This is a genomic window from Corynebacterium sp. HMSC05D08 (assembly GCF_001807215.1).
GTDB lineage: Bacteria > Actinomycetota > Actinomycetes > Mycobacteriales > Mycobacteriaceae > Corynebacterium > Corynebacterium striatum.
Genome location: NZ_KV788333.1, coordinates 1 through 13,122, shown reverse-complemented (window position 1 = coordinate 13,122; position 13,122 = coordinate 1). Strand labels below are relative to the sequence as shown.

Here is a 13,122-nt window from a genome sequence, read left to right as displayed (position 1 = left end):
ATATCAGGTGTCTACCAAACAGGGGTCAGGTCCATACTCGCCAGGCTCCGCGGTCGACCATTACCAGCGGCCCATGCGTGCCGCCGGCTGGAGGTTGCTCGGTGACATTCCAAACAAGCAGGCCGCACGGGGTATCCAGGGCGAGTATGAGGGCATTGCATTTGTGGACGGACAAGCATACTGTCCGGCGATTAAGGCAATGCCGCAGCTTCTGGACCCACGTGCAGCGCTGGACGCGGGTGACATCAATGCGGAACAATTCGAGCGCCTCGTTGCCCAGCGTGAAAACCTGCGTATGCGGACGAAGCAAGTCAATGAAGATGGTTCCATTCGCTTCGCATGCCCGGCTCTAGAGGGCAAGGTGTCCTGTCCAGCTCGCAAGAACGACTCACAGGCTAAGAGGGCGGCGGCAAGACGAACCCTTGGTGGTCGGGCGCCGCTGCCATTGTCTGTCAAACAGGTTCCTGTCGAGCGTCAACTGGGCAAAGCTTGTTCTGGTAAGTCTGTCACCGTTCCGCTCTATCTTGACAAAGGCGGCGTGGACAACATCAACAAGCACCTTCACCAGGGGCCGGCCGCCTATACGCAGGAATGGCACGACACCTACAAGCGCGGCCGTGCTGCCATCGAAGCCCGAAACGCTAGTGCCAAGCACGATGTCTCGCTTGGGCTTGGAGATCGAGCGAAGCGCGGCATGCGCGGCTTTGATGGCTTCGCCATGCTTCTGACCGTTCTTGTCGCCGCGTCGAACGCGCTTCGAGTCATTGGCTACCTCAAACGCGGACGCGACGCCGAACTTGCTCCGACGCCTCCGCGCGGAGGGCGTCCTCGCAAGAAGCGCTTTGATGATCATGTCATTGGGCTGGCGTGGGGCAACGCGCCGCCCGCCGAAGAGGCTGCATAGGAGGCCACGAGACCCTGTTTGGGGTCCGTGGTCTAACGGCCGTGAGTTGGCGTGATGCTCAGGTCATGCCGGCGGCGAATACTACGGAAAATGGTCCGTGGATAGACAAAAATGCGGCCCCGTGGACACTCTTGCGGTGAAAGTCCACGGGGCCGGGCTATTTGTTAGAGATTCGCAAATCTCAGCAGGCTAGAACCGTAAAAGTCCCAGGGCGTTTAGCAGTCGTAGTACATTTCAAACTCGAGCGGCGTCGGGCGCAGGCGGGAAGGAGCGATTTCCTTTTCGTTCTTGTACTGCAGGTAGGTCTCGATGAGATCCTCAGTGAATACGTCGCCCTCGGTCAGGAACTCGTTGTCCTCCTCCAGAGCGCGCAGGGAAGTCTCAAGGCTGGTTGGTGCCTGCGGGATGGAAGCCTGCTCTGCCGGCGGCAGCTCGTAAAGGTCTTTGTCGACCGGTGCGTGCGGCTCGATGCGGTTCTTGATGCCGTCCAAGCCAGCCATCATCATGGCTGCGAAACCGAAGTATGGGTTGCCCGATGGATCCGGTGCGCGGAACTCGATGCGCTTTGCCTTTGGGTTGGAGCCGGTGATCGGAATGCGGATCGCCGCAGAGCGGTTGCGCTGGGAGTAAACGAGGTTGATTGGAGCCTCGAAGCCCGGCACAAGGCGGTGGTAGGAGTTCAGGGTTGGGTTGGTAAACGCCAAAACAGCCGGTGCGTGGTGGAGGATACCGCCGATGTAGTAACGAGCGATGTCGGAGAGGCCACCGTAGCCTGCCTCATCGTAGAACAGCGGCTTGCCGTCCTTCCACAGAGACATGTGGGCGTGCATACCGGAGCCGTTGTCGCCAGCCAGTGGCTTTGGCATGAAGGTTGCGGACTTGCCGTACAAAGCAGCGGTGTTTTTGATGATGTACTTGAAGGTCTGGATATCATCAGCCGCGTGCAGCAGGGAGTTGAAGCGGTAGTTGATCTCGTTCTGGCCACCGCCGACCTCGTGGTGGAAACGCTCGATGGTAAATCCTGCCTCCTGCAGGTTGCGTACCATTGCGTCGCGGATTTCGCCGTGCTTATCGACGGGCGCGGTGGGGAAGTAACCACCCTTAATGCGGGTCTTGTAGCCGGTGTTTGGATTGCCATCGAAGTCGGCCTCGTTGCCGCGGTTCCACCAACCCTCGTCGGTGTCTACCTCGTAGAAGCCGTGCTCCACGTCGGTGGAGTAGCGCACGGAGTCGAAAAGGTAGAACTCTGCCTCAGCGCCGAAGTTACAAACGTCAGCGATACCGGTGGAGGCGAGATACTCCTCGGCCTTCATTGCGACGTTGCGTGGGTCGCGGGAGAAGGGCTCCAAGGTGAAAGGATCGTTGACGAAGAACTTGATGTTCAGCGTCTTGGAGGAGCGGAATGGGTCCACGATGGCGGTTGCTGGGTCTGGCAGCAGGGTCATATCAGACTCATCGATGGAGGTAAAGCCGCGGATCGAAGAGCCGTCGAATGCTAGGCCCTCTTCAGCTGCTTCCACCGTGAATTCAGATGCCGGAATGGAAAAGTGGTGCTCGGTACCGGGGACGTCGGTGAAGCGAATATCGACGAACTCTACGTCCTCTGCCTCAATGAAGTTGACGATCTCCTGGACGGACTCGAAAGACACTGTTTTGTCTCCTCAGGGTTTAGAAAAATGTTCTTTTAGTGAGTTTACCTATTTTGATTGGCGCTCGGACGATAGCCCATCGATCAATAGGTATTTTGGGAGAACTTTTTTGGTTTTCGCTTGTGGCAGCTGGGGCGCTAGATTAGTCAGCATGGCGGATAAGCGAACATGGCTCGATGGGCCCGAGATTCCAGGTGAAAATGATGATTTTGCGGGCCCAGGAAAGTGGCCTGGTGAAAAGCTTGGGCTCCCCGAAAAGGGAGCTGGTGCGTTGGCGCCGGTGGCACGCCGCGCGGGCGCTGTGCTCATCGATTGGATCATGTGCATGTTGCTAGCCAACCTGATCATCATGTTCACCGACGCGCTCGGCGGTGCGGCGTTCTTGGGCTATGCTCTGTGGGTCCTCGTCGGCATCATCTGTGGCTGGCTCTTCGCACGCACCCCCGGCATGTTGGTGCTCGGCATGGGCGTGGCGCGTCTTGATGTCCCCGGTGAGCGCGTGGGATTCTGGCGCGCGGCAGCGCGCACCATCCTCACCGGCTTCCTCTTCCCAGCGGCAATGGTCGATACCGACGGCCGCGGTATCCACGACCGCGCAACCGGCACCGCAGTGATCATGGTCTAGTTCTTCTATCTTGCGGCGTCGCCAAGCGGCTCCTACAAATACCAAAAACCGGCCCTTTCCTTGGTGGATTCCAAGGAAAGGGCCGGTTTGCACAAGTCTTATTTGCCCTTGCGCTGCTGTGCGCGGCGCAAGCGGCGGTTCATGCCAGCCATGTTTTGCGCCTGGCGTGGCATCGGTCCCTTCGGCAGACCCGGGGTGGTGCCTGGCAGGTCATCCATGGCCTCAATCCTGCGGATGTTCGCGTAGGTCTCATCCTTTTTGAAGTTACGTGGGAACTTCATCACGTGATTGCGCAGCTTGGATACTGGAACCTCGCCTTCGCCGTTGCCAACCCAGACCTCGTAGACCGGCACGCCACCGGCGAGCTTGTCCACGCGCTTCTTCAGCGTGTTGAGAACTGGGGTTAGACGCTTGCGGTCACCCTCGCAGACGAAGATGACGCCGGCGTTGCCGATAACACGGTGGATGAGGTCCTGGTGGCGAGTAACGCCAACCGCAGTCTTGACCTTCCAGACGATGCCCACGGTGTTGCGCAGCTGCTGCTCCAGAGCCCAGCCAGCCACACCTGGCTGATCCTCAACCTTCTTGTACATGTCGCGCTCAAGACGGCGGGTGAACAGCCACATCGCGAGCAGGGCGCCGATGCCCAGACCTAGGATGAGCATGAACCACTGGCCGTTGAAGAGCAGGCCGATAAGGAAGAAAAGCAGGCCCATTCCGAGGAAAGCGGCGAGCATGATCGGGATCAGCGCCTTGTCCTGCTTGCGTTGCATGTTGAACGCTTGCCACATCTGGGAGCGGGTTTGCTTGCGGTGCTCGCGTTTCGCGGCGCGCTCTTGCTTCTTTGCAGCCTTCAGGCTTGCCTTATCGTCTTGTGCCATGGTTCCTACTTTAAAGGTCGGCGCTGCTAATTACCGAATTGCAGCAGCGGCGGAGTTGGCGTTAGCCGGGGTCTTGGCCATGCGCGTGGTCACAGGGGTCTCCTCTGAAGGGCCGTACTTCTCAAGCAGCGTGGAAGCTTCCTGCGCAGTTGCGCCCTGGGAGGTCTCAGCGAGGTGCTTGAGATTATCCGGAAGCTCGAAGCCGCGTGCTTCCATAGCCTGCACGTACAGGCGGCCAGCGCGGTAGGAGGAACGGACCAGTGGGCCGGACATGACGCCGCCGAAGCCGAGTTCCTTAGCTAGCTTGGAGTGCTCCACGAACTCCTCTGGGCGTACCCAGCGCTCGATTGGGTGGAAGCGCGGGCCTGGGCGCAGGTACTGGGTAATGGTGATGATGTCGCAGCCAGCAGAGCGCAGGTCGCGCAGAGCTTCCTCGATCTCTTCCTTGGTCTCGCCCATGCCCAGAATCAGGTTGGACTTGGTGATGAGACCAAAGTCGTGAGCCTGGCGAATGACGTCGAGGGAACGCTCGTAGCGGAAGGCCGGGCGGATGCGCTTGAAGATGCGCGGCACGGTCTCCAGGTTGTGGGCGAAGACCTCAGGGAGAGCCTCGAAGACCTCCTGCAGAAGGTCCGGCTTGCCGGAGAAGTCAGGGGTCAGGTTTTCTACACCGGTGTGCGGGTTGAGCTCGTGAATCTTGCGCACGACCTCGGCGTAGAGCCACGCGCCTTCATCCGGCAGATCGTCGCGGGTCACGCCCGTGATGGTGGTGTAGTTGAGGTCCATCTCCTGGATGTTTTCTGCAACGCGGCGCGGCTCGTCGCGGTCCAACTCCGCCGGCTTACCGGTGGCGATGTCGCAGAAATCGCACCGACGGGTGCACTTGTCGCCACCGATGAGGAAGGTGGCCTCGCGCGATTCCCAGCACTCGTGGATATTCGGGCAACCAGCCTCCTGGCACACGGTGTGCAGGGAAGCACCGGACACGCGGGACTTCATATCCTCGTAGCCCGGACCGGTGCGGACCTGGTTGCGGATCCAGCGTGGCTTCTGTTCGATGGGGGATTCCGCATTCTTCTTCTCAATGCGGAGCATCTTGCGTCCTTCAGGCTTAACAGTCACGAAAACTCACTCTACGGGGTCGGAATTGTCTCTAACTAATACAAGTGGGGCGTGTGGCGGAATATTCCGCTTTTTATTCGGGTTTATTTGCGCCGCTCTGTTGCGCCTGTGCGAGGCGCTTTTGCCGGGCCTTTTCATTCGCCACTTTGATGGGGTCAGGTGCCGAGGCGAATGAGTGGTCTGCGACGGTGAGCTCACCGGAAAGCGCGCGCTCGAGGGCGTCGAGAAGCGGTGCGGAAGCCTCCTCCATGGTGACCTCGCGGCCGAGCTCCAAGCTCAAGGTGGTGACGTCGGCGTCGTCGATGCCGCAGGCGACGATGTGGTCGTAGTACTCCAGCGTGTTGGTGCAGTTCAGCGCTAGGCCGTGCATGGTCACGCCGCGGGTGATGCGAATGCCCAGGGCAGCAATCTTGCGGTCGCGGGTCGGCGCCTGCGGATCGGCAGCACGAGTGGTCGATGGCACCCACACACCTGAGCGGCCGTCCACGCGCCCAGCGGTGACAACGCCGAGTTCGCGCACGGTCTGAATGATGGCCTCTTCGAGGCGGCGAACGTAATCCACGACGTCGACTGGCTCTGCCAGCTTGAGGATCGGATAGATCACCAGCTGGCCCTCGCCGTGCCAGGTGATGCGCCCGCCGCGGTCCACGGTGATGACGGGTAGACCATTGTCCGGCATATCCTCCGGCTGAGTGCGCTTGCCCGCGGTGTAGATGTTCGGGTGCTCTACCACCAAGATGACATCGCCGTGCTCACCAGCAGCGCGCTTGGCAGCCAAGTCGGCTTGCAGGTCCCACGCCTCTTGATAGTCCATGCGGCCGAGATGGCGGATTTCCAGGGGCTCTTCAGACGCGCGGATGGAACGGTCAGCGGGGAAGAAAGGCTCGCGAGGAGCAGTCATTCGGGATGCTTCCTTTGGTTGTTTAGAACTGATTCGCTACTCATACTGCCACCGAAAGTCGGGCATGCAAAAGGCGGGAGGAAATCCCCTCCCGCCTTATGCGTTGTGACTAGACGCCGTTTGCGGCAGCGTACTCGTCAGCGGTCATCAGCTCGCCGGTCTCGGAGACCTCGACCTCGAAGAGCCAGCCCTCTCCGAATGGGTCGTTGTTGATGACTGCGTAGTCATCGTGCACGGCCTCGTTGACGGCGGTAACGGTGCCGGTTACTGGGGAGTAGAGGTCAGAGACGGACTTGGTGGACTCGACCTCGCCACAGGTGTCGCCAGCGGTGACGGTGTCACCAACTGCCGGCAGCTCGGCGAAGACGACCTCGCCTAGGCGGTCCGCAGCCACGGAGGTAATGCCAACGCGAACGGTATTGCCGGTAGCGGCATCAGCGGAGGAGTTGATCCACTCGTGGTCCTCGGAGTAGGAGAAATCTGCAGGAAGGTTAGCCATGGTGGTGGGGTCCTTTCAAAGGTATAAGCCTAGACGCGGCCGAACAGCGTCATGCGGCTGTTCGGTGCTTGCCTAGTTATCTTAACGGTTGAGACGGTAGCGCGGATTATTTTTCGCGCTTGTAGAACGGAAGTGCTGCGACGGTGAATGGGTAGCGCTTGCCCCGGATGTCGACCTCGACGGCGTCGCCAGCCTGCAGGTTTGCGCTGGTGTCCAGCAAAGCAATGGCAACCGGGTGGCCCAGGGTCGGGGAAGGCTGACCGGAGGTGACAGAGCCCACCTTGGTCTCGCCCACGAAGACCTCGGAGTCGGCACGGGCAGCGCGGCGCTGCTCAGAGACCAAACCGGTGATAGCAACCTGTGGACCCTCTTCGGCACGCTGACGCATCACGTCCGCGCCCACGAAGTCGGCTTCCTTCTTGGCAAAAGCACGCGCCATGCCGGCCTCTACCGGGGTGATGTCGCGGGAGAGCTCGTTGCCATAGAGCGGCATGCCGGCCTCCAAGCGCAGGGAGTCACGAGCAGCCAGACCACACGGGCGGATGTCGTACTCAGCGCCAGCCTTGAGCAGCTCCTGCCACAGCTCTGGGGCGTCGGAGTTGTAGACGATGAGCTCGAAGCCGTCCTCGCCGGTGTAGCCGGTGCGGCAGATAAACGCGTACTTGCGGGCCACCTTGCCGGTCATCGCGGCGTAGTAGGGCAGGTTCATCACTGCCTGCTGCTTGGTGTCCTCCACCAGCGGGACGAGGATCTCCAGCGCCTTCGGGCCCTGTACTGCGATCATGGCGACGTCGCGGGACTCGTTGTTGAGGTCCACATCGAAACCCTCAGCGCGCTCGTTGAGTGTCTCCCAGACCACGTCGGCGTTGCCGGCGTTTGGCACGACCAGGAACTTGGTCTCGTCCAAGCGGTAGGTGATGAGGTCATCGATGATTCCGCCGTCTTCGGCACAGATCATCGAGTACTTTGCCTTGCCCACCTTGAGGTTGGTCAGGTCGGAGATGAAGCTGTAGGACAAGAACTTGGCAGCGTCTTCACCGTTGACCCAAATCTCGCCCATGTGGGAAAGATCGAATAGGCCAGCGGAGTTGCGCACCGCGCGGTGCTCTTCCAATTCGTTGTCGTACTTCAGCGGCATGTTCCACGGGCCGAAAGCCGTAAAGGATGCGCCAAGCTTTTCATGCTCTGCATGCAGCGGGGAGTTGAGCAATTCAGTCATTGTTTAGTCCTCTTCAGTCAGATCGAAAGCCTCTGGTGGCGGGCAGGCGCACACGAGGTTGCGGTCACCGTAAGCCTCGTCGATGCGGCGCACCGGCGGGAAGTACTTGTTGGCACGCAGGGAAGCAACTGGGTAGGCAGCTTCCTGGCGGGTAAAGCCGTAGTTCCACTCGTCGGATGCGACGGACGCAGCGGTGTACGGAGCGTTGTGGATGACGGATGCCTCGTACTCGACCTTGCCGTCGATGATGTCCTGGATTTCCGCGCGGATGGAGCGCATAGCCTCGATGAAGCGGTCCAGCTCGGCCAAGTCCTCGGACTCGGTCGGCTCGACCATCAGGGTGCCAGCCACCGGGAAGGACAGGGTCGGTGCGTGGAAGCCGTAGTCCACGAGGCGCTTTGCCACATCGGCCGCGGTGACGCCGGAGGCGTCGGTCAGGTCGCGCAGGTCGAAGATACATTCGTGCGCCACGAGGCCCTCGTTGCCGGTGTAGAGAACCGGGAAGGAATCCTGCAGGGACTTAGCCAGGTAGTTAGCGCCCAGGATTGCGTGGCTGGTGGCCTGCGCGACGCCCTCGGAGCCCACCATGGCCAGGTATGCCCACGAAATCGGCAGCACGCCGGCGGAGCCGTACTGGCTGGCGGTGGAGGGAACGCCGTGCTCGGTCGGGGTCGGCTGGGCCGGATCGATGGAGGCGTCGTTGGCGTTGGTCGGTAGGAAGGGCACCAAGTGCTTGGCGACGCCCACCGGGCCAACGCCCGGTCCACCGCCACCATGCGGGATGGTGAAGGTCTTGTGCAGGTTGAGGTGGGAGACATCGCCACCGAACTCGCCGGGGCGTGCCCAACCGGTCAGAGCGTTCATGTTTGCGCCGTCGATGTAGACCTGGCCGCCAGCAGCGTGGACCTTGTCGCACACGTCGCGGACCTCGGGGTCGAACACGCCGTGGGTGGATGGGTAAGTGATCATGATGCCGGCGATGTGCTCACCGTGCTGTTCGATCTTGGCATCCAGGTCTGCCAGGTCGATGGAGCCATCGTCTGCGGTAGCAACGACGACCACCCGCAGGTTAGCCAAGGTAGCAGAGGCCGCGTTGGTGCCGTGTGCGGAAGATGGGATGAGGATGACGTCGCGGCCAGAGTCTCCGTTGGCAACGTGGTAGCGGCGGATGGCCAGCAGGCCGGCCAGCTCACCCTGGGAACCAGCGTTGGGCTGGATGGAGACCTTTGCATACCCGGTCAGCTCAGCGAGCCAGCCCTCGAGTTCCTCGATGAGGGCGCGCCAGCCTGCGGTGGTCTCTTCCGGTGCGTATGGGTGGATGCCCGCGAACTCCGGCCAGGAGATGGGCTCCATGGCGGCAGTGGGGTTGAGCTTCATGGTGCACGAACCCAGCGGAATCATGGTGCGGTCCAGAGCCAGGTCCTTGTCCGCCAGGGTGCGCAGGTAGCGAAGCATCTGGGTTTCGGAGTGGAGGGAGTTGAAGATCTCGTGCTCCAGCGGAGCCTCGGCGCGGACGAGCGCGGAAGGCAGGGCATTAACGGCGGACTCGGCGTTGTCCTTGTCTGCGGACTCTGCGCCGAATGCGGCGGCGAGCTTGGCGACGTCCTCAAGCGTTGCGGACTCACCAAAGGAGACGGAGATCTTTTCGGAGCCGATAGCGCGCACGAGGTACCCCTGTTGTTGAAGGGATGCCTTGATGCCTGCGGCGTCGACGCCGGTGACAGTGACGGTGTCGAAGAACTCGTCAGCGACCAGGGTCTTGCCTGCGCCCTTTACGGCAGCGGCGAAGGAAGCGGCGAGCCCGTGAACGCGCTCAGCGATCTTCTTCAGGCCCTCTGGGCCGTGGTAGACAGCGTACATGGACGCTACGTTGGCCAGCAGCGCCTGCGCGGTACAGATGTTGGAGGTAGCGCGTTCACGGCGGATGTGCTGCTCACGGGTCTGCAGGGCCAGGCGGTAGGCCGGGCGGCCCTCGGTGTCCTTGGAAACGCCGACCAAGCGGCCAGGCATCTGGCGCTTGAGCTTGTCGGTGACAGCCATGTAAGCAGCGTGCGGGCCACCGAAGAACAGTGGAACGCCAAAGCGCTGCGTGGAGCCGATGACGATGTCAGCGCCCAGCTTGCCCGGTGCCTCCAGAAGGAGGAGGGAGAGCGGATCGGCCACGATGGTGGCTACTGCGCCGCGGGTGTGCAGCTCCTCGATGACACCGCGTGGGTCGTAAATGTCGCCCTCGGTGCCGGTGTACGCAATGACGGCGCCGATGAGGTCTTCGCCCACGAGGCCCTCGCGGATATCGAGGATTTCCACCTCGAGTTCGATGGCGCGAGCGCGCTCCGCCGCCACAGAGAGCACCTGCGGATGCAGGCGGGAGTCCAGGATGACGCGGCGGCCCTTCTTGACCGCGCGGGACATTAGGCCGACTGCTTCAGCGGTGGCGGATGCCTCGTCCAGCAGGGAAGCGTTGGCGATGGGCAGACCAGTCAGGGATTCGATCATGGTCTGGAAGTTCAGAAGTGCTTCCAGGCGGCCCTGGGAGATCTCCGGCTGGTACGGGGTATAAGCGGTGTACCAACCAGCGTCCTCCAGCAGGCCGCGGCGGATGACGGCCGGGGTAAGCGTATCGGAGTAGCCCTGGCCATAGAAGGACTTCAACACGATGTTCTGGCTGGCGTATTCGCGCAGCTTGTCCTGCGCTGCATTTTCGCTCAGCGCATCAGGCAGGGCTGGTGCCGATGCGGCGCGGATGGTGGTGGGCAGGGCAGCGTCGACAAGAGCGTCGACGCTGTTGTACCCCAGTGCGTTGAGCATCGTCGCTTGCTCGGAAGAATTTGGTCCGAGGTGGCGCGAGATGAAATCCATAAGTTCAATCTCCTTTGAAAGAAGCTCCGTGAAGGACGTCATGGTGAATGCCTAAAACATGGCCTAAACCGGAATTAAGTATAAGGCCTGTTGCTGTGGCCTAAACTCGTTTACCCCTACCGAGTTCCCTAAGCCACACTGTTGTTAATAGTGCAATGACAACACCACACATAAAAGTGGCCGAATAGCCCACTGCTGGACCCAGTCTTGACAAGATGAACGGCGCGAAAAAGCCAAGATAAGTCAGTGAATAGAACACCCCCGTTGCTGCCCCCAACTCTTTTGGATCGGCTAAAGATTGAGTTTGGGCGAGTCCGGTGAGCATCGTGATGCCATAGGCACTGCCCATCACGATGGCGATGAGCGGGAGTAGCCACAGCGTCCAGCTTTCAGTGCGCTGCGTGGCGAGCAGCAAGCACAACGCCATGCCGATGGCTGCAAGGAACATTCCGTGAGCCGCGGTGAAGTGAAAGCGCCCTGCGAGACGCTGAGTGGCGACGCCGGTGCCCATGGTCAGGAAAGCGATGGCGCCAGTGAGCAGGACTGGATGCGCGGAATGTTCGCTGAGCAATGTAGGCATGAACACCAAACCAGTGGTGGCGGTGCCGAATACCCACGGCGCATAAACGGCGACTGGAAGAAAACGCCGGTTAAATATGCTGCGTGGGACCCAGACCCGATGGGCAGCGCGGGTAGCGGCGGCTTGAGCGCTCGGGCAGTGATCGGCTGGAGTAGTCCACACCAATGGAATGATGAGGATAGCTAGGCTGACTGGTGCGAGGAAGGGGAGCAGCGTTGGGGCGGGCGCGAATTCGGCGAGCAGTCCGCAGACACCGGGTGCGAGGGAGAAGCCAAGGGAAAGAGAGATAGAGGAGCGGCGTGCCCCGGTGACAGCGGAGGTGCTTAGCTCCTTGAGCCATGCAGCGCCGGAGGACATCGCCAGGCCCACTGCGGCGCCAATGATGAGGCGGCCTACCAGGAGCACAAGAAAGCTGCCCGAGTTTCCGAGCATCAGCACCAGCGAGCCAACCAGCGTGCACCCCACGGCAGGGCGCATTATGGTTTTCCGGCCAAGAGAGTCTGATAGTGGGCCGCCTAGGAAGAGCGCCACCATGAGCCCGAGGGCGTAGACACCGAAGAGGAACGATGACTGACTAAAACTCAGGCCCGCCTTCAGCTGATAGACCACTACCATGGGCGCGAAGAAATTGGCGCCAAAAGCCACAAGGAACATGCCTAAGGCAACGCGGAACCAATCTGAACGCAGCATGCGTCACAGTATATAGTGTCGTGTCTCACATTAGAGATTGGGGGGACAAGTCTTAGCGGGCGAAATCTAGCGGGCAGAATCTGGCGGTCATGAAAACACCTACGGCCCCTTCGCACCCAGCAGATGTGGGGGGGAGCGAAGGGGCCGTGACCCTTAAGCGGGAATCAGGACTTAGATGTCGAGGTCAGCTGCGAAATCAGCGGTCTCGAGGCGGTCCTTGATGGTGGTGATGAAGCGGCCTGCGTCAGCACCGTCGACGACCTGGTGGTCGTAGGTGAATGGTAGGTAGCACATCTGGCGGATGGCGATTGCATCCTGGCCGTTCTCGTTCACGACAACCGCACGCTTGGTGATAGCAGCGGTGCCGAGGATGCCAGCCTGTGGCGGAACCAGAATTGGGGTATCCAGCAGCGCGCCTTCAGAGCCGATGTTGGTGACGGTGAAGGTTGCACCGGTCAGATCGTTTGGCTTCAGCTTGTTGTTGCGTGCCTTGTCAGCCAGCTCAGCGATTGCCTTGGCAATCTCCGGCAGGGTGAGGTCCTGTGCCTTGTGGATGACCGGGGTGAGCAGGCCACGTGGGGTATCAACTGCGATGGCCACGTTGACGTCTGCGTGGTAGGTCATTTCCTTGGTCTCAGGGTTGTAGGAAGCATTGACGTTCGGGTGGGAAACCAGAGCCTCAACGGTTGCCTTAACGATGAACGGCAGGAAGGACAGGTTTGCCTCGTACTTTTCGATGAAGGCCTGCTTGGACTGCTTGCGCAGATCCCAGATGGCGGTCATGTCGACTTCCTGGACGTGGGTGAGCTGGGCAGAAATCTGCAGTGCCTCGACCATCTTTGCAGCGGTGATTTCGCGGATGCGGTTGACCTTCTGCGTGGTGCCGATGAGCTCCTGCTTTTCTGGGTCGACAGACTTGGTGGACCAGCGAGCGCGAGGATCGGTGGAGCCTGCGTTTGCGGAAGCCGGAGCCTCGCCCTCGCCAGCAGCAGCCAGAACATCCTGCTTGCGGATGCGGCCGCCGACGCCGGTGCCGGAGACGGTGGAGAGATCTACGCCGTGCTTCTCAGCCAGCTTGCGGACCAGCGGGGTGACGTAAGGAACGTCGTCGCCGTTGTTGATCTTGGTGGAGCCCTCAGAAACTGCAGGCTTGGAGTTAGAAGCTGCTGGTGCGGACTTCTCTTCCTTCTCCT

At 60.9% G+C, this 13,122-nt stretch carries 11 protein-coding genes; 2 read left to right on the top strand and 9 right to left on the bottom strand.

The window, feature by feature from the left end; translation table 11 throughout:
* On the top strand, positions 1–904 hold a 904-nt coding region (locus HMPREF3148_RS06930), incomplete at its 5' end, for a hypothetical protein (protein ID WP_210383001.1).
* A 215-nt stretch (positions 905–1,119) separates the two neighbouring features.
* Here HMPREF3148_RS06930 and glnA read toward each other — a convergent pair.
* Positions 1,120–2,553, bottom strand: coding sequence for a type I glutamate--ammonia ligase (gene glnA / locus HMPREF3148_RS06925; RefSeq protein ID WP_049147237.1), 1,434 nt, complete (start codon positions 2,551–2,553; stop codon positions 1,120–1,122).
* Positions 2,554–2,704: 151 nt separating this feature from the next.
* On the opposite strand from glnA, the gene HMPREF3148_RS06920 reads away from it, so the two are divergent.
* A complete protein-coding gene (locus HMPREF3148_RS06920) occupies positions 2,705–3,178 on the top strand; it encodes an RDD family protein (RefSeq protein ID WP_049064027.1) in 474 nt (157 codons plus the stop codon).
* A gap of 98 nt (positions 3,179–3,276) precedes the next feature.
* Here HMPREF3148_RS06920 and HMPREF3148_RS06915 read toward each other — a convergent pair whose 3' ends face one another.
* The 8 genes from HMPREF3148_RS06915 to sucB all read right to left on the bottom strand — a co-directional run.
* Positions 3,277–4,059 (bottom strand): DUF4191 domain-containing protein, encoded by a 783-nt coding sequence (locus tag HMPREF3148_RS06915; RefSeq protein WP_049152156.1) that lies wholly within the window; start codon positions 4,057–4,059, stop codon positions 3,277–3,279.
* A gap of 30 nt (positions 4,060–4,089) precedes the next feature.
* Positions 4,090–5,154 carry a lipoyl synthase gene (gene lipA / locus HMPREF3148_RS06910; protein ID WP_049152157.1) on the bottom strand — a complete coding sequence of 355 codons (1,065 nt, stop codon included), beginning with the start codon at positions 5,152–5,154 and terminating at the stop codon, positions 4,090–4,092.
* 100 nt (positions 5,155–5,254) lie between these two features.
* Positions 5,255–6,082 carry a lipoyl(octanoyl) transferase LipB gene (gene lipB / locus HMPREF3148_RS06905; protein WP_049064022.1) on the bottom strand — a complete coding sequence of 276 codons (828 nt, stop codon included), beginning with the start codon at positions 6,080–6,082 and terminating at the stop codon, positions 5,255–5,257.
* A gap of 109 nt (positions 6,083–6,191) precedes the next feature.
* Positions 6,192–6,581: a glycine cleavage system protein GcvH gene (gcvH, locus tag HMPREF3148_RS06900; RefSeq protein ID WP_049064020.1), complete on the bottom strand. Its 390-nt coding sequence runs from the start codon at positions 6,579–6,581 to the stop codon at positions 6,192–6,194.
* A 106-nt stretch (positions 6,582–6,687) separates the two neighbouring features.
* On the bottom strand, positions 6,688–7,800 hold the full coding sequence (gcvT, locus tag HMPREF3148_RS06895; protein ID WP_049064018.1) for a glycine cleavage system aminomethyltransferase GcvT: 1,113 nt from the start codon (positions 7,798–7,800) through the stop codon (positions 6,688–6,690).
* 3 nt (positions 7,801–7,803) lie between these two features.
* Positions 7,804–10,659 carry an aminomethyl-transferring glycine dehydrogenase gene (gcvP, locus tag HMPREF3148_RS06890; protein WP_049192350.1) on the bottom strand — a complete coding sequence of 952 codons (2,856 nt, stop codon included), beginning with the start codon at positions 10,657–10,659 and terminating at the stop codon, positions 7,804–7,806.
* A gap of 100 nt (positions 10,660–10,759) precedes the next feature.
* A complete protein-coding gene (locus HMPREF3148_RS06885) occupies positions 10,760–11,929 on the bottom strand; it encodes an MFS transporter (protein ID WP_049064016.1) in 1,170 nt (389 codons plus the stop codon).
* Between the two features lie 171 nt (positions 11,930–12,100).
* Positions 12,101–13,122 (bottom strand): 2-oxoglutarate dehydrogenase, E2 component, dihydrolipoamide succinyltransferase (sucB, locus tag HMPREF3148_RS06880; RefSeq protein WP_070508919.1); only part of this gene is annotated, 1,022 nt, incomplete at its 5' end.

Coding starts and splice junctions, on each gene's coding strand:
- HMPREF3148_RS06915 (WP_049152156.1), bottom strand. CDS start 4,059: ATGGCACAAGACGATAAGGCAAGCCTGAAGGCTGCAAAGAAGCAAGAG.
- HMPREF3148_RS06920 (WP_049064027.1), top strand. CDS start 2,705: ATGGCGGATAAGCGAACATGGCTCGATGGGCCCGAGATTCCAGGTGAA.
- gcvP (WP_049192350.1), bottom strand. CDS start 10,659: ATGGATTTCATCTCGCGCCACCTCGGACCAAATTCTTCCGAGCAAGCG.
- gcvT (WP_049064018.1), bottom strand. CDS start 7,800: ATGACTGAATTGCTCAACTCCCCGCTGCATGCAGAGCATGAAAAGCTT.
- lipA (WP_049152157.1), bottom strand. CDS start 5,154: ATGCTCCGCATTGAGAAGAAGAATGCGGAATCCCCCATCGAACAGAAG.
- gcvH (WP_049064020.1), bottom strand. CDS start 6,581: ATGGCTAACCTTCCTGCAGATTTCTCCTACTCCGAGGACCACGAGTGG.
- lipB (WP_049064022.1), bottom strand. CDS start 6,082: ATGACTGCTCCTCGCGAGCCTTTCTTCCCCGCTGACCGTTCCATCCGC.
- HMPREF3148_RS06885 (WP_049064016.1), bottom strand. CDS start 11,929: ATGCTGCGTTCAGATTGGTTCCGCGTTGCCTTAGGCATGTTCCTTGTG.